15 protein-coding genes are annotated in these 14,687 nt (G+C 72.1%); 8 read left to right on the top strand and 7 right to left on the bottom strand.

Translation table 11 applies throughout. The annotated features are described in order from the left end of the window. Nucleotides 1–160: 160 nt before the first annotated feature. The 3 genes from ACH4OW_RS38635 to ACH4OW_RS38625 form a co-directional block, all read right to left on the bottom strand. Nucleotides 161–955: an enoyl-CoA hydratase/isomerase family protein gene (locus ACH4OW_RS38635; RefSeq protein ID WP_398033516.1), complete on the bottom strand. Its 795-nt coding sequence runs from the start codon at nucleotides 953–955 to the stop codon at nucleotides 161–163. Nucleotides 956–1,051: 96 nt separating this feature from the next. After that, the gene (locus ACH4OW_RS38630; RefSeq protein ID WP_360141288.1) at nucleotides 1,052–2,263 is read right to left on the bottom strand and encodes an adenylate/guanylate cyclase domain-containing protein; all 1,212 of its coding nucleotides are present in this window, start codon (nucleotides 2,261–2,263) and stop codon (nucleotides 1,052–1,054) included. A gap of 398 nt (nucleotides 2,264–2,661) precedes the next feature. Continuing rightward, nucleotides 2,662–3,597: a biotin--[acetyl-CoA-carboxylase] ligase gene (locus ACH4OW_RS38625; protein ID WP_398033513.1), complete on the bottom strand. Its 936-nt coding sequence runs from the start codon at nucleotides 3,595–3,597 to the stop codon at nucleotides 2,662–2,664. A 130-nt stretch (nucleotides 3,598–3,727) separates the two neighbouring features. Between ACH4OW_RS38625 and ACH4OW_RS38620 the strand changes: the two genes are divergently transcribed. The 3 genes from ACH4OW_RS38620 to mmpB all read left to right on the top strand — a co-directional run bounded on the left by ACH4OW_RS38620 (nucleotide 3,728) and on the right by mmpB (nucleotide 5,772). After that, entirely contained in the window at nucleotides 3,728–5,317 is a 1,590-nt protein-coding gene (locus ACH4OW_RS38620; protein WP_360141282.1) for an acyl-CoA carboxylase subunit beta, read from the top strand. A gap of 18 nt (nucleotides 5,318–5,335) precedes the next feature. Further along, nucleotides 5,336–5,554, top strand: coding sequence for an acyl-CoA carboxylase subunit epsilon (locus tag ACH4OW_RS38615; RefSeq protein WP_360141279.1), 219 nt, complete (start codon nucleotides 5,336–5,338; stop codon nucleotides 5,552–5,554). 86 nt (nucleotides 5,555–5,640) lie between these two features. Further along, entirely contained in the window at nucleotides 5,641–5,772 is a 132-nt protein-coding gene (gene mmpB / locus ACH4OW_RS38610) for a morphogenic membrane protein MmpB (protein WP_003981923.1), read from the top strand. A gap of 42 nt (nucleotides 5,773–5,814) precedes the next feature. Here mmpB and ACH4OW_RS38605 read toward each other — a convergent pair whose 3' ends face one another. Further along, nucleotides 5,815–6,246: a DUF3995 domain-containing protein gene (locus ACH4OW_RS38605; protein ID WP_398033509.1), complete on the bottom strand. Its 432-nt coding sequence runs from the start codon at nucleotides 6,244–6,246 to the stop codon at nucleotides 5,815–5,817. 312 nt (nucleotides 6,247–6,558) lie between these two features. On the opposite strand from ACH4OW_RS38605, the gene ACH4OW_RS38600 reads away from it, so the two are divergent. Together ACH4OW_RS38600 and ACH4OW_RS38595 are read left to right on the top strand one after the other, a co-directional pair. Then, entirely contained in the window at nucleotides 6,559–8,028 is a 1,470-nt protein-coding gene (locus ACH4OW_RS38600) for a peptidoglycan D,D-transpeptidase FtsI family protein (protein WP_398033506.1), read from the top strand. A gap of 70 nt (nucleotides 8,029–8,098) precedes the next feature. Next, entirely contained in the window at nucleotides 8,099–8,716 is a 618-nt protein-coding gene (locus ACH4OW_RS38595; protein WP_360141271.1) for a nucleoside triphosphate pyrophosphatase, read from the top strand. Nucleotides 8,717–8,802: 86 nt separating this feature from the next. Here ACH4OW_RS38595 and ACH4OW_RS38590 read toward each other — a convergent pair whose 3' ends face one another. Continuing rightward, nucleotides 8,803–9,012, bottom strand: a complete 210-nt coding sequence (locus tag ACH4OW_RS38590; protein ID WP_360141268.1) for a DUF2180 family protein — start codon at nucleotides 9,010–9,012, stop codon at nucleotides 8,803–8,805. Between the two features lie 223 nt (nucleotides 9,013–9,235). Further along, complete coding sequence (locus ACH4OW_RS38585; protein WP_398033502.1) at nucleotides 9,236–10,075, bottom strand: helix-turn-helix domain-containing protein; 840 nt, start codon at nucleotides 10,073–10,075, stop codon at nucleotides 9,236–9,238. Between the two features lie 235 nt (nucleotides 10,076–10,310). Here ACH4OW_RS38585 and ACH4OW_RS38580 point away from each other — a divergent pair, with 235 nt between their 5' ends. Next, nucleotides 10,311–11,042: an IclR family transcriptional regulator C-terminal domain-containing protein gene (locus ACH4OW_RS38580; protein ID WP_360141262.1), complete on the top strand. Its 732-nt coding sequence runs from the start codon at nucleotides 10,311–10,313 to the stop codon at nucleotides 11,040–11,042. Between the two features lie 124 nt (nucleotides 11,043–11,166). Then, nucleotides 11,167–12,003 carry an MOSC domain-containing protein gene (locus tag ACH4OW_RS38575; RefSeq protein ID WP_398033519.1) on the top strand — a complete coding sequence of 279 codons (837 nt, stop codon included), beginning with the start codon at nucleotides 11,167–11,169 and terminating at the stop codon, nucleotides 12,001–12,003. Here ACH4OW_RS38575 and ACH4OW_RS38570 read toward each other — a convergent pair. After that, nucleotides 11,975–12,439 (bottom strand): hypothetical protein, encoded by a 465-nt coding sequence (locus ACH4OW_RS38570; protein ID WP_398033501.1) that lies wholly within the window; start codon nucleotides 12,437–12,439, stop codon nucleotides 11,975–11,977. The genes ACH4OW_RS38575 and ACH4OW_RS38570 overlap by 29 nt on opposite strands. Before the next feature lie 402 nt (nucleotides 12,440–12,841). Here ACH4OW_RS38570 and ACH4OW_RS38565 point away from each other — a divergent pair, with 402 nt between their 5' ends. Then, entirely contained in the window at nucleotides 12,842–14,611 is a 1,770-nt protein-coding gene (locus tag ACH4OW_RS38565) for an acetyl/propionyl/methylcrotonyl-CoA carboxylase subunit alpha (RefSeq protein WP_398033498.1), read from the top strand. The last annotated feature ends 76 nt before the right edge of the window (nucleotides 14,612–14,687 follow it).

The raw sequence follows: 14,687 nt of genomic DNA, 5'->3' as shown, positions 1-14,687 counted from the left end.
GACACGTCGCAACACCAGGTTCAGCTTTCCAGACAAGGCTTCCGCGACTGCGGTGAGGAGAGACCCCTGCGGGGCCCCGGCCCCCCACCCACCGGACAGTAGGCGCGAACGCGCGCAGCGCGACCAGGCAAGTGGGAAAACCGTCCGCGAAGAGGACCCCTTACTCCCCGGGCCACACCGGCTTTCGCTTTTCGTTGAAGGCGGCTACGCCTTCCGCCCGGTCCCCCGAGAACGCCACGCTGCGCCAAGCGCCGTCCTCGACTTCCAGGCCGGTGCGCAGGTCCAGTCCGTGCCCGAGCCGCAAGGCTCGCTTCGCCGCGCGGAGGCCCACCGGGGAGTTGGCCGCGATGCGCGAGGCCAGGGCCAGTGCTTCCGTGGCGTCCTGGCCTTCGGCCACCAGCTGGTCGACGAGGCCGGTCGCGTGCGCCTCCGCTGCTTCTACCCGCCGCCCCGTGAAGATCAGCTCCGCTGCGCGCGCCGCGCCCACCCGGCGCGGTAGTAGTTGCGTGCCGCCGCCGCCGGGGATGACGCCGACGGACACCTCGGGCAGGCCGACCACCGCCGTACGGTCCGCGACGATCAGGTCGCACGCCAGTGCCAGTTCGTAGCCGCCGCCGAGCGCGAAGCCGTGTACGGCCGCGATGGTGGGCATCGGCAGCTCCAGGACGCCGGTGTAGGCGGCCCGCGCCTGCGGGCGCTGTCGCAGCAGGTCGGCGTCGCTGAAGGAGTTGCGTTCTTTCAGGTCGGCGCCCACGCAGAAGGCGCGTTCGTGGGTGGAGGTCAGCACGGTGACGCGGACGTCCCGGTCGGTGGCGAGCGCGGCGCAGGCGGCGCCGATGCTGTCGGCCATGGCCGTGGACACGGCGTTCATGGCCTTTGGGCGGTCGAGCCGCAGTTCGGCCACATGGCCGTGCCGGTGTACGCCGACGAAGTCCCCGAACCGTTGCGTGTCCATGCAGCGCCCTCCCTGGTTAACGATCGTTCCGTCACTCTAGCCAGGGAGGGGGCGGGCCGGAACGGGGCAGGGCGCGACGCGGGTCAGCTGCGCAGGTCAGGTGCGCCGGCTCAGCAGCCAGGGTTCGACGACGCCCAGTCCGCGCACCGGCCGCTGCCACATCGGCTGGAGGGCGAACCGGTAGGCGGGCGGTGGTGCCGCGCCGTTCTCGGCCGCCGCGGCGGCGGCCTTCGCGTCGGCTTCGGAGACCGGCGCTTCGCCGGTGCGTCCCAGTTCCTCCGCGAACGCCTCGTCCACGAGCACCGTGTCCTTCGGCGCTATCGACGTGAGCCGGCTGGCGAGGTTCACGGTGGTGCCGAAGACGTCGCCCATGCGCGTGGTGACCGTGCCGAAGGCGATGCCGACGCGCAGCTCCGGCATCGTTTCGTCGTTCGCCATGGTTTCGATGAGGCGGAGTCCGATCTCGGCCGCGGTGCCGGCGTCGTCGGCGGCGAACAGGACTTCGTCGCCGAGTGTCTTGATGAGCCGGCCGCCATGCGCGGCGACCAGGTCGGCGGCGGTGGTTTCGAATGCCTCGACGAGTTCGCCCAGTTCCTCTTCCTCCAGGCGGCGGGTGAGCCGGGTGAAGCCGACGAGGTCGGCGAAGCCGACCGCCAGGCGCCGGTCGACCATTTCGGCGTCGTCCTGGGCCTGTACGACGCGGCCGGTGGCGGCGGCGAGCTGGCGGCGCCAGACGTAGACGAGGAATTCCTCCAGTTCGGGGAGGAGGAGTTCGACGAGGGGGTAGGTGATCTCCGTGCGGGTCAGGCCGGAGTCCTGGGGCTCGGTCAGCCCTTCCAGGAACGAGTCGATCTGCCAGTCGGCGAGCCGGGCGGTGGTCTGGCCGGTGGAGCGGGCCACTTGGACCGCCATGGCCTCGCTGAGCAGACCGGCCTCGACGAGGCCCGCCAGCCGGCGCAGCGCCAGTACGTCGGCCTCGGTCAGCGCCTTGACCTGGCCGATGTCCGCGAATCCCATGGCGCGCCAGAAGCGGGAGGCCAGTTCCATGGAGACGCCGGCGCTGCGGGCCGCCTGGAAGGGGGTGTAGCGGCGGTCGGAGCCGAGGATCAGCTGTTCCAGGCGGATGGCGATGGTGTCGTCGTCGCTGTCGCCGTGGGCGCTGCCGTCGGCGCCGCCGGTGCGTTCGCCGTCGGGGTGTTGCGCCGCGCCGGCGGCGCGCGCGGTGGCTCCCTCGTGCGGACCGGCCCCCGTTTCACGAGGGGCGATGTCCGCTTCGCGCGGGACGGCGCCCGAGTCGTCGGCGGTCACCGCCCGCTCCCTGTCCGTTCCGTGCGCACTGCCCTTCCGATCACTGCTCGCTCGTTGCCCGCTCCCTGGCGGACCGCCTCAACGATACGGCAGGTGTGCTCTGGCTCACTCTCACGCCCCGTCACTATCGCCCCGATCGCCACATAAGTGCGATTGCTCCCGTGCTTTCTTGACCAGCATCTGATCGTTCTTGACCGCTATGCGGGCACGAAGGCGAACGCGGGCGAGCGGAGAGGCGAAAGTGGCGGGCGGGCACGCCCCGCCGGCCGGCCGCCGCGTGGTTCCCGCCACCGTACGGACCGGGCGGGGCCGGCGCGACCGGCGGTTGGACGGCAGTTGGACGGCGGACGGACGCGGGCCGTGGCCGGAGCGCGCGCCGGCCCGCGTCCGAGCCGTTCCTACTCCTGGTCCGCCGCGGGCCGCAGGTGCACGATGTCGCCCGCGTCGACCGGGCGCTGCATGCCCTCCTCCGTGGCCAGCACCAGCCGCCCGTCCCCGTCGACGGCCACCGCCTCGCCGCGCAGCTCCCGGTCGCCGGGCAGTACGGCCCGTACGGTCCGGCCCAGCGTGGCGCACCCCGCCGCGTACGCGTCCTGGAGGCGGCAGGCCGCCGCGTCACCGTCCGCCGCGGTCCACTGCCCGTACCAGTCCTCGACCGAGCGCAGTACGGCCCGCAGCAGCGGGTCGCGGTCGGCGACCGGCGCCCCGGCCAGGGCGAGCGAGCCGGCGCCCGGCACGGGCAGTTCCTCGGCGCGCAGCGAGACGTTGAGCCCGATGCCGACGACCACGCCGTCCCCGGCGCGTTCCGCGAGGATGCCGCCCGCCTTGCGCTCCTCGTCACCGACGGTGACCAGCAGGTCGTTCGGCCACTTCAGAGCGGTGTCCACGCCGGCGGTACGGGCCACCGCGCTGGCCGTCGCCACGCCGGCGAGCAGCGGCAGCCAGCCCCAGCGCTCGACCGGTACGCGCGGCTTGAGGTGGAAGGAGAAGAAGAGGCCGGAGCGCGGCGGGGCCGACCACCGACGGTCCAGCCGGCCGCGTCCGGCCGACTGCTCCTCGGCGACGAGCACCGCGCCCTCGGCCAGGCCGGCGGCGGCCCGCCCGGCGAGGTCGGTGTTGGTCGAGCCGGTCGCGGGCACAACGTCGAGGGACGTCCACAGCGAGCCGGGCCGCAGCAGGGCGCGCCGCAGCGCCGGCACGTTCAGCGGCGGGCGCTCCAGGTCGGACCAGCGCCCCGGGGTGCCCGCTCCGGAGCCCGTTCCGGCGCGCGGGACGTCGCCGTCGTCGCCGCCGGGGCGGTCTTTGTCCTGGTTTTCCGGTGGTTGAGGCGTCATAACCCCAGCCTAGGTGTGGCCAACGACGCAGTGCCGCTGAGCAGTCCCGCCGATACGCTACGAAGCGGTAGCCAACCCCGTACCACCCTCGTATGAGCACCAGTCCAGGACGAGCAGGAGCCGCATCCCGATGTCCGAGCCGGAAGCACACATCACCACGACCGCGGGCAAACTGGCCGATCTTCAGCGCAGGATCGAGGAAGCCACCCACGCCGGCTCGGCGCGGGCCGTGGAAAAGCAGCACGCAAAGGGCAAGCTGACGGCGCGTGAGCGCGTGGAGCTGCTGCTCGACGAGGGGTCGTTCGTCGAGCTCGACGAGTTCGCGCGGCACCGCTCGACCAACTTCGGGCTGGAGAAGAACCGGCCGTACGGCGACGGTGTCGTCACCGGTTACGGCACCGTCGACGGCCGCCCGATCTGCGTGTACTCGCAGGACTTCACCATCTTCGGCGGTTCGCTGGGCGAGGTCTACGGCGAGAAGATCGTCAAGGTGATGGACTTCGCCCTGAAGAACGGCTGCCCGGTCGTGGGCATCAACGACGGTGGCGGAGCCCGTATCCAGGAGGGCGTCGCGGCCCTCGGCCTGTTCGCGGAGATCTTCCGCCGCAATGTGCACGCCTCCGGCGTGATCCCGCAGATCTCGCTGATCGTCGGCCCGTGCGCGGGCGGCGCGGTCTACTCGCCCGCCATCACCGACTTCACGGTCATGGTCGACCAGACCTCGCACATGTTCATCACCGGGCCCGACGTCATCAAGACCGTCACCGGCGAGGACGTGGGCTTCGAGGAGCTGGGCGGCGCCCGTACGCACAACACCACCTCGGGCGTCGCGCACCACATGGCGGGGGACGAGAAGGACGCCATCGAGTACGTCAAGGCGCTGCTGTCCTACCTGCCGTCCAACAACCTCTCCGAGCCGCCCGCCTTCCCCGAGGAGGCGGACCTGGAGACCTCGGACTACGACCGCGAGCTGGACACGCTGATCCCGGACTCGGCGAACCAGCCCTACGACATGCACACCGCCATCGAGCACGTCCTCGACGACGGCGAGTTCCTGGAGACGCAGGCCCTGTTCGCGCCGAACATGGTCACCGGCTTCGGGCGGGTCGAAGGGCACGCGGTCGGCGTCGTCGCCAACCAGCCGATGCAGTTCGCGGGCACGCTGGACATCAACGCGAGCGAGAAGGCCGCGCGGTTCGTGCGCACCTGCGACGCGTTCAACGTGCCCGTCCTGACGTTCGTGGATGTGCCGGGCTTCCTGCCGGGTACGGACCAGGAATGGGACGGCATCATCCGGCGCGGCGCCAAGCTGATCTACGCGTACGCGGAGGCGACGGTTCCGCTGATCACGGTCATCACCCGCAAGGCGTTCGGCGGCGCGTACGACGTCATGGGCTCCAAGCACCTGGGCGCGGACCTGAACCTGGCCTGGCCGACCGCGCAGATCGCCGTCATGGGCGCGCAGGGCGCGGTCAACATCCTGCACCGCCGCACGCTCGCGGCGATCGACGACCAGGCCGCGCAGGACGCCCGCCGCCAGGAGCTGATCCAGGAGTACGAGGACGCCCTGCTCAACCCGTACGTGGCGGCCGAGCGCGGCTACGTGGACGCGGTGATCATGCCGTCGGAGACCCGTCGGCACATCGTCCGCGGGCTGCGCACGCTGCGCAACAAGCGCGAGTCGCTGCCCCCGAAGAAGCACGGCAACATCCCGCTGTAGGACGGAGGTCGGTTGACCATGATCAAGGTCGTTCGGGGCAACCCCACACCCGAGGAGCTGGCCGCCGCACTGGCGGTGGTCCGGACCCGCGCGGCGGCCGCCGCCGCTGCCGCCGACGCCGCCGCGCCCGGCACGGACCGTACGGACGAGTGGGCCGACCCCGCGTACACGGTCCCGGGCCGCCGGCTGCCGCACCCGGGCCCGCGGGCCTGGCGCACGAGCTACTGGCCGCGCTGAGGTTCCCGGCCGCCTAGTTACTCCACCGACGGCGCTTGAGTACGCGTACTCAGGCGCCGTCGGCGTTCCCCGCGCAGGATCGAAGGATGCTGTGGTCCGATCCGCCCGATGAGCCTCCCGAGGAGCTGCGCCAGGTACAGGCGATGCTCCGTCGGATGGGCATCGTGCTGGCCGTCGCCGCGGTGGTGCTGATGGTCATGCTGGTCGGCGGGGCCTGAGCGGCCGGGTCGGAGCCCTCTCGGCATCGCGCCCGCGGCGGGTCAGCGCCTGCTCGCGGCCACCGCGACCGTGCCGACCAGGGCGCCGAGTGCCACACACAGCGGCGAGTACAGGAAGCTGTTCAACCGCTGGAACTCGACGGCGGCTCCGGAATTCATGAAGTACCCGCCCAGGCCACGGGTGAGCAGAACCGCGGCCAGGCCGTACATGCCCACCAGCCGAAGCCAGTCCGGGCCGATCACCGGGACGGACTCGTTGACCATGAGGGTGAGCACGGCGCCGCCGACCAGTGCCAGCCCTACCAGAATCGTGCTCGGTGCCGATGGCAGCACACCGTCGTCGCTGCCGCCGATCGTCTTGGTGAACGTGACCGCATCCTTCATCGGCCAGGTCGAGAAAGCCCAGATGAAATGCAGTACGCCGATTGCCGCGAGGACAACCGCCAACCCCACAGGGACCACAGTGCGAACCATGCCCGACGCCTCCCCCTCGTCACCCGTATGGGAACGGGTTCAGTATGACAACTGCGGTTTTTACGTAGGCAGTTGGGGTGGCTCCCCCGCGCGGGGCGGGGTCGCGGGCGGGGGTCCGGACACGAAGGGCTCCCGCGGTGGACATCACGGGGCATCTCGGTAACAAAAACCGACAAAGAGGACCAGCTCACACACCCCGGCTGCAACCGCTGCCCCCACTTGGGACATCCTTTACCGCGGAAGGCCGCAATTCGGGCGTCAGTACGGCCGGTCCGCGCGGCACTGAACGTCCGGCAAGGGAAGTGGAGAGCGATGAACAGGCCACTGAGGCACATAGCCGTCTTCTGCGGGGTGCTGGTGCTGGCGCTGCTGGTGCGGGCCACCTGGATCCAGTTCGTGCAGGCGGACTCGCTGGCGAAGGACGAGAACAACCGGCGGGTGAAGATCGAGGCGTTCTCCTACCCGCGCGGCAACATCATCGTCGGCGGCAAGCCGATCACCGGGTCGGTCGAGACGCCCGGCGACTTCAAGTACAAGCGGGTCTACACGGACGGCCCGATGTACGCGCCGATCACCGGCTACGCCTCGCAGTCCCAGGGCACCACCTTCCTGGAGGGCGTCTACAAGGACATCCTGAGCGGCAAGGACGACAAGCTCTTCCTCAAGCGCGCCAAGGACATCCTCACCGGCGAGAAGCCGCGCGGCGGCGACGTGCTGACGACCATCGACGAGAAGGCGCAGCGGGCCGCCTACAAGGGGCTGACGGACCTCAAGGCCAAGGGCGCGGTGGTCGCCCTCGACCCGCGCAGCGGCAAGATCCTGGCCATGGCGAGCACGCCGTCCTACGACCCGTCCGCCTTCGCGGGCAGCTCGTTCAAGGAGGGCGACACCTACACGTCGCTCATCAAGGACAAGTCCAAGCCGATGAACAACCGGGCGTCCCTGGAGATCTACCCGCCCGGCTCCACGTTCAAGATCCTCACCGCCGCCGCGGCCCTGGAGCACGGCATGGTCCCGGACATCGACACCCCGGTGCAGGCCAAGGTCCCGTACACCCTCCCGAACACGGCCACCAAGGTCCGTAACGACATCCCCACCGCGCCCTGCGAGAACGCGTCCCTCAAGGTCGGCATGCAGTGGTCCTGCAACAACACCTACCTGGAGGCGGCGAACCGGCTCGGCACGGACAAGATGCGCGAGACGGCGGAGAAGTTCGGCTTCAACCAGAATATCTTCACCCCCGTGCGCACCGCCCCCAGCGGCTACCCGAAGAAGCTGGACAAGCCGCAGACCGCGCTGACCGGCATGGGCCAGGGCAGCCTGACCGCCACGCCGCTCCAGATGGCCATGGTCGTCGCCGGGCTCGCCAACAACGGCAAGGTCATGCAGCCGTACCTGGTCGAGGAGACGCGCGGGCCCGACCTGTCGACGCTGGAGAAGTTCGAGCCCAAGGAGCTGAGCCAGGCCGTCTCCGAGAGCACCGCGAAGAAGGTGCAGGAGATGATGGAGAACACCGCGGAGAACGGCACCGCGAAGAAGGCGCTGATCGACGGCGTGAAGGTCGGCGCCAAGACCGGCACCGCGCAGCACGGCGTGAACGTCGACGACGAGCGCCCGTACGCCTGGTTCGTCTCGTACGCCAAGCAGGGCGACGGCTCCCCGGTCGCGGTCGCGGTCTTCGTCGACCCCTCGGACATGGACATCCCCCGCTCGGAGATCGCGGGCGGCAAGCTGGGCGGCCCGATCGCCAAGAAGGTCATGGAGGCCGTGCTCGGCAAGTGAGCGGCAGCGAGGCGGTACGGAGCGGGGCGGGCGTCGGACGGCGCCCGCCCCGCTCCGTACGATGACGGGCATGACCGTTCAGCCCGGCACCGCCGCCCGCCGTCTCGTCCTCGCCTCCCAGTCCCCCGCCCGGCTCGGCCTGCTGCGCCAGGCCGGGCTCGCGCCCGAGGTCGTCGTCAGCGGCGTGGACGAGGACGCGATCACCGCGGACTCCCCCGCCGAGCTGGCCCGGGTCCTCGCCGAGGCGAAGGCGGACGTGGTGGCCGCGCGCCCCGAGGCCGCCGGCGCCCTGGTCGTCGGCTGCGACTCGGTGCTGGAGCTGGACGGCCGGGCCCTGGGCAAGCCCGCCGACGCGGAGGACGCCACCGCCCGCTGGAAGTCGATGCGCGGCCGCTCCGGCGTCCTGCGGACCGGCCACTGTGTGATCGACACGGCGCACGGGGGCCGGGTGTCGGCCACCGCCTCCACCACGGTGCGCTTCGGCGAGCCGAGCGACGCGGAGATCGCCGCGTACGTCGCCTCGGGCGAGCCGCTGTACGTCGCGGGCGCCTTCACCCTCGACGGCCGTTCCGCGCCGTTCGTCGACGGCATCGACGGCGACCCCGGCAACGTCATCGGCCTGTCCCTGCCGCTGCTGCGCCGCCTGCTGGCCGACCTGGACGTGGCGATCACCGATCTGTGGGCGTGAGGCCCCGCGCCGGGTCCGTACGGGCCGGATGATTCACCCGTACGGCCCGGATGGTTCCCGGAGGTCTTGCCGCCGGGCCGAGAAAGTCAGGCGGCCGCCGTCGCGGCGTGGCGGCAGTGCGTGCACAGCAGGCGGCGACCTGCCGAGTGGGCCGTGCTGCGGCCCAGGCCCGCCGTGCGGTGGACCGTGCGCGGTACGGCGGCGGCGTGCGCGCCGCACGCCGCCGCGCCGCAGTCCGCGCAGACGGCCAGTGCGGCGGTCTCGTTGCCGAGTTCCGCACAGTCGAAGCACTGCATTTCAACTACTCCTGGTGAACTTGTTCCCGTAGGGGGCATGGATGGTCGTCATGGGTCAACCGTGTTCGCCCTCCGTACATTCCCGGGATTTCCGCGTACGGGCGCGGCCTTCACCATGCCGCGGAATTCCGGGCCCGGCCAGGCCCGCTTTATCCCGGGCACCGCTTTCCTGGGAATGGCATGACCACCCGGGGATTCCGGGGCGCGGCGGGGGCGCGAGCGCTCAGTTTCCGGCGGCCAGCCGGCGCAGTTTCCGGTCCGTTTCCGAGCCGGGCTCGGCCAGGTAGACGACCACCGCCTGGTCCGGTTCGTCGGGCAGCCGCAGCGTCTCGAAGGACAGGTCGAGGGCGCCGGCCTGCGGGTGGTGGAGCGGCTTCTTCCCGTACGTCTTGTCGCGGACGTTGTGGTCCGACCACAGGCGCCGGAAGTCCTCGCTGTGCTCGGTGAGTTCGGCGATCAGCGCGGCCAGCTTCGGGTCGTCCGGGTGCCGCCCGGTGTCCAGCCGCAGGAACGCCACCGTGTCGTCGGCCTTCTGCTGCCAGTGGACGTACCGGCTGCGGGCCGACCGGTCCAGGAAGGTGAGCCGGGCGAGGTTGCGCTCCTCGGGCGGGAGGGCGGGGAAGTCGGCGATCAGGACGCGGGCCGGCTCGTTCCAGGCCAGCACCTCCTGGCGGCGGCCGACCACGTAGGCGGGCGCGCACGCGAAGGTCTCCAGGAGGCGGCGCACGCCGGGCCGCACCTCCTGGCCCCCGTCCGCTTCCCCGTGCCGGTGCTCGTCGCCGCGCACGAGTGCGTACAGGTGCGCCCGCTCGTGCGCGTCCAGCCGCAGGACGTGCGCGATGGCGTCCAGCACCTCGGCGGAGGCGTTGCCCCCGCGGCCCTGTTCCAGGCGTACGTAGTAGTCGACGCTGACTCCGGAGAGCTGCGCGAGTTCCTCGCGGCGCAGGCCCGGGACGCGGCGGCGGCCGCTGAATCCGGTGCCGGGCGTGATGCCCGCGTCCTCGGGACGTACGCGTGCCCGCCGTGAACGGAGGAATTCCCGTAGTTCGGCCCGCCGGTCCATCGCTCTCACCTTCGATACCGCGGGCCGCGGCGCGTTCGCCACGGAACCCGCACTTCTTGCATTCCCGCTTTTGCATTTCTTCCGCCGCCGGCGCCGGCCGGCATTCCTCCGGGCTACGCAACAGCGTACTTCCGCGGAAGGCCCCGCCTTGGCTGTGCGAGGCTGGAAGACCGTACGCGCACGCCGCCCGTCCGCGTACCCCCACGCCCCGCGCCCGCCCCGGAGGGAGACCGCCATGCCGCAGTCCGTCGACCGTGCCCTGGACCTGCTCGACGCGGTCGCCGGGGCGGCGGGCCCGGTGACGGCCAAGGCGCTGGCCCGGCAGCTGGACTGCGCGCTGTCCACGGTCTACGACCTGCTCGGCACGCTGACCGAACGCGGCCACCTGGCCCGTACGTCGGCCGGCTACACCCTCGGCTACCGCGTCCCGGCCCTGCACCACGCCTTCCAGCGGCAGTTGCGGATCGACGAGCGGGTGCACGAGGCGCTGGTGCGGCTGCGCCGGTCGTCCGGCGCCGACGTCTTCTTCAGCACGTACCGGGACGGCGAGATCGCCGTGGTGGACGGCGCCGCCGGGCCGGGCTCCGCCTTCTCCGTCGGCCAGGACACCGCCGCGCACGCGACGGCGCACGGCCGCGCCCTGCTGGCCGCCCTCCCGGCCGCCGCCCGGCGCCGGTACCTGGCCGCCGGCGACCTGCGGGCGCGGACCGCGCGCACCATCACCGCGCCCGAACGGCTGGAGCGCGAGCTGCGCCGGGTCCGCCGGGACGGGATCGCCGTGGAGCAGGAGGAGGCGGCGTCCGGGATGGCGTGCGTCGCCATCCCGGTGCCGGTACGGCCCGGCGGGCCCGGCACCCCGGCCACCGCCCTGACCGCCGTGTCGGCCGCGCTGCCCCTGGAGGACTTCGCGCGGCTGCGCGGCCCGCTGACCGAGGCGCTGCGGCGCGAGGTGGCGGCGCTGGCCTGAGGGCCGGTACCCGATCACCACGGCGGCCCGCCCGGCGCTACGTTGGTACCGGCACCGCGCGGGGAGCGCGGTGCGCACGAAGCGCGAGGTGACCGCGGGGAACGCGGGGTTCAGGGGGCAGCGCATGGCCGGTGGGGCGATCGTGACCGGGTTGACGTACTACCCGGTCAAGGGGTGCGCCGGGGTGACGGCGAGCGAGGCGGAGCTGACGCCGGCCGGGCTCGCGCACGACCGCAGCTTCATGGTCACCGGCGTGGACGGCGTCTTCCGCAGCCAGCGGCGCGACCCCCGGCTGGCGGTGATCCGCCCGGAGATCGGCGCCGGCGGCGGGCGGCTGACGCTGCGCGCGCCGGGCGCCGACCCGCTGCACCTGGAGGTGGACACGGCGTCCGCCCGGCGCGAGGTACAGCTCTTCAAGACCTCGTACCGGGGCATCGACCAGGGTGAAGCGGCCGCCGCGTGGCTGACGGAGGTGCTCGGCGCGCCGAGCAGGCTGGTACGGGTGCCGCCGGAGCACGACCGGGTGACCGACGGCCTGACACCGGGCACCTCCGGGTACGCCGACAGCTGCGCCCTGCACGTCCTGTCCCTGTCGTCGCTGGAGCTGCTGCACGCGCGGCTGGCGGAGCAGGGCGCGGCGCCGCTGCCGATGGGCCGTTTCCGTCCGAACGTCGTGGTCGACGGCTGGGAGGCGCCGCACACCGAGGACCGGGCGCGCCGAGTCCGCATCGGCGGCGCCGAGTTGGGGTACGCCAAGCTCGCGGTGCGCTGTGCCGTCACGACGGTCGAGCAGGAGTCCGGCGCGCGGACCGGCCCCGAACCGCTGCGCACCCTGGCCGGATACCGCAGGGCGGCCGCCGGAGGCGTCGTGTTCGGCGCCAAGTTCGCCGTACTGCGGCCGGGCAAACTGTCCGTGGGCGACGAGGTGGCCGTCAGTTCGTGGGGGGAGCCGGAGCTGTAGCCGGCGTCCCGGCACCGGCACCGTTCCCGCCGTACGCCGTCCCGTACGCCAGCAGCGTCAGCACCAGCAGCGCGAGGACGGCCATCGCCGCGGCGAACGCCCCCCAGCCGACCAGCCCGACGGCGAAGGCGCCGAGGACGGCGTGCACCACCGCGCAGGTGACGAGCAGGATGCGCCCGAACGTGCCCGGCGCCCGGTCGCGCAGGCCGGTACGGGCCAGGAGCACGGCGCAGCACAGCAGGTAGAGGGCGAAGACCGCGCCGAGGACCCAGGCGCCGGTGGACATCGCGCCGGGGTCGACGCCCGCCATGGACATCTGCTGCTTGTCCACGACGATGCTCAGCACCCAGTTGAGGAAGAGGACGCCGAGCGCCTCCGCGACCAGCACCACCGCTGCCGCCCATGCCACCGGTCTGCGCGCCGCCACCTCGCCCACCCACTTCCCCGTGCCGCTGTTACCGCGAGTACAGAAGACATCGCGCACGTTACCCCGGAGTACCCCCCGGTCTTCAAGGGCTCAGGGCCGGGTAACAACCGGAGCAGGGGCCGCACACACGGGCAAAGATTCCTTCGCCCATTCGTAGGGACTCCACAAAGAAACAGGGGAACGGTGCTCGTCCGCCGGGCGAGACCTTGCCCACATCTCGATCACTGCCCCGGCCCGGGAATACGGGCCTACCCTGGGATACCGGGGGACTTCGGTCCCGCGCCCGCACCGGGCACACGCTCCGTGTGGGCAAGCTCACTACCGGGAACGGGTCGGCACGCGGTGTCGCCAGTCCCTAAACTCGCGACGTCCAAAATTTTGATGCGGCGAAGCGCCAAGGAGGAACCGATCGTGCGCAAGGTGCTCATCGCCAACCGAGGCGAAATCGCTGTCCGCGTTGCCCGGGCGTGCCGGGATGCCGGCATCGGGAGCGTAGCCGTCTACGCCGATCCCGACCGGGACGCCCTGCACGTGCGCGCGGCGGACGAGGCCTACGCGCTGGGCGGTGACACCCCGGCCACCAGCTACCTGGACATCGCCAAGGTCCTGGCCGCCGCCGCCGACTCCGGCGCCGACGCCATTCACCCCGGCTACGGCTTCCTCTCCGAGAACGCCGAATTCGCGCAGGCCGTCCTCGACGCCGGACTGACCTGGATCGGCCCCCCGCCGCAGGCCATCCGCGACCTCGGCGACAAGGTCGCCGCCCGCCACATCGCCCAGCGCGCCGGCGCCCCCCTGGTCGCCGGCACCCCCGACCCGGTCTCCGGCGCGGATGAGGTGGTGGCCTTCGCCGAGGAACACGGCCTGCCGATCGCCATCAAGGCCGCCTTCGGCGGCGGCGGGCGCGGCCTGAAGGTGGCTCGCACCCTGGAAGAGGTTCCGGAGCTGTACGACTCCGCCGTACGCGAGGCGGTGGCGGCCTTCGGGCGCGGCGAGTGCTTCGTCGAGCGCTACCTGGACCGCCCGCGGCACGTGGAGACCCAGTGCCTGGCCGACAAGCACGGCAACGTGGTCGTCGTCTCCACCCGTGACTGCTCGCTCCAGCGCCGCCACCAGAAGCTCGTCGAGGAGGCGCCCGCGCCGTTCCTGAGCGACGAGCAGAACGCCGAGCTGTACCGGGCGTCCAAGGCCATCCTCAAGGAGGCCGGCTACGAGGGCGCGGGCACCTGCGAGTTCCTGGTGGGCCAGGACGGCACGATCTCCTTCCTGGAGGTCAACACCCGCCTCCAGGTCGAGCACCCGGTCACCGAGGAGGTCACCGGCCTGGACCTGGTCCGCGAGATGTTCCGCATCGCCGACGGCGAGGAACTGGGCTACGACGACCCGCCGGTGCGCGGCCACAGCTTCGAGTTCCGTATCAACGGCGAGGACCCGGGCCGCAACTTCCTCCCGGCCCCCGGCACGGTCACCACGTTCGAGGCCCCGGCCGGCCCCGGCGTGCGCCTGGACGCGGGCGTGGAGTCCGGCTCGGTCATCGGCCCGGCCTGGGACTCGCTGCTCGCCAAGCTGATCATCACCGGCGCCACCCGCGAGCAGGCGCTGCAGCGCGCCGCCCGCGCGCTCGACGAGTTCACCGTCGAGGGCATGGCCACCGCCCTCCCGTTCCACCGCACCGTCGTCAAGGACCCGGCGTTCGCCCCCGAGCTGACCGGCTCCACCGAGCCGTTCAAGGTGCACACCCGCTGGATCGAGACCGAGTTCGTCAACGACATCAAGCCGTTCGCCGCGCCCGGCACCGACGAGGCCGAGGCCGACACCCGCGAGACGGTCGTCGTCGAGGTCGGCGGCAAGCGCCTGGAGGTCTCGCTGCCGTCCTCGCTGGGCATGCCGCTGGCCCGCGCCGCGGTCGCCGGGGGTGCCAAGCCCAAGCGCAAGGCCGCCAAGAAGTCCGGCTCCGCGGCTTCCGGCGACACCCTCGCCTCCCCCATGCAGGGCACCATCGTCAAGGTCGCCGTCGAGGAAGGCCAGCAGGTCGCCGAGGGCGACCTGGTAGTCGTCCTGGAGGCGATGAAGATGGAGCAGCCGCTCAACGCCCACCGCTCCGGCACCATCAAGGGCCTGACCGCCGAGGTCGGCGCCTCCCTCTCCTCCGGCGCCGTCATCTGCGAAATCAAGGACTGAAACAGAGTCTGACGGGCAGTGGCGGGGGGGGGGGGGGGGGGGCGCCCCCCCCCCCCCGGGGGGGGGTTTGGGACCC

Origin of the sequence: Streptomyces sp. NPDC017056 (genome assembly GCF_044332485.1) — a bacterium.
Taxonomy (GTDB): Bacteria; Actinomycetota; Actinomycetes; order Streptomycetales; family Streptomycetaceae; genus Streptomyces.
The sequence above is the reverse complement of the archived record's forward strand: the minus strand, read 5'-3'. Positions and strand labels throughout refer to the sequence as shown.